At 39.4% G+C, this 259-nt stretch carries 1 protein-coding gene; it reads right to left on the bottom strand.

The window, feature by feature from the left end:
* A partial coding sequence (locus AOA62_RS32320; protein WP_218244231.1) for a hypothetical protein occupies window positions 1-247 on the bottom strand: 247 nt, incomplete at its 3' end.
* Between the last annotated feature and the right edge of the window lie 12 nt (window positions 248-259).

Below are 259 nucleotides of genomic sequence, written 5' to 3'. Positions count from 1 at the left end.
TTCTTGTACCATCTATCAAATTACCGAACTGGCGCTGAAACCAATTTTGATTTGATGTTCTTACCGATTCCTCAATGGTACAGAAGTTTTTCTCTAAATGATTTTGACTCATTGTATTGAAAGGGAGTTTTGCTAGAATTCTTGCCGTTGATAGTGCTAGTGCCTTTTGCATCCACGGGATTGGTTGCCTTAAGGTCCTTTCCAAGGCATAAGTAAACCCACGGCTTAAAAACACACTACTTAACACATGGTACACCTT

Source organism: Pseudomonas sp. 2995-3 (genome assembly GCF_002742565.1).
GTDB lineage: Bacteria > Pseudomonadota > Gammaproteobacteria > Pseudomonadales > Pseudomonadaceae > Aquipseudomonas > Aquipseudomonas edaphica.
The sequence above is the reverse complement of the archived record's forward strand: the minus strand, read 5'-3'. Positions and strand labels throughout refer to the sequence as shown.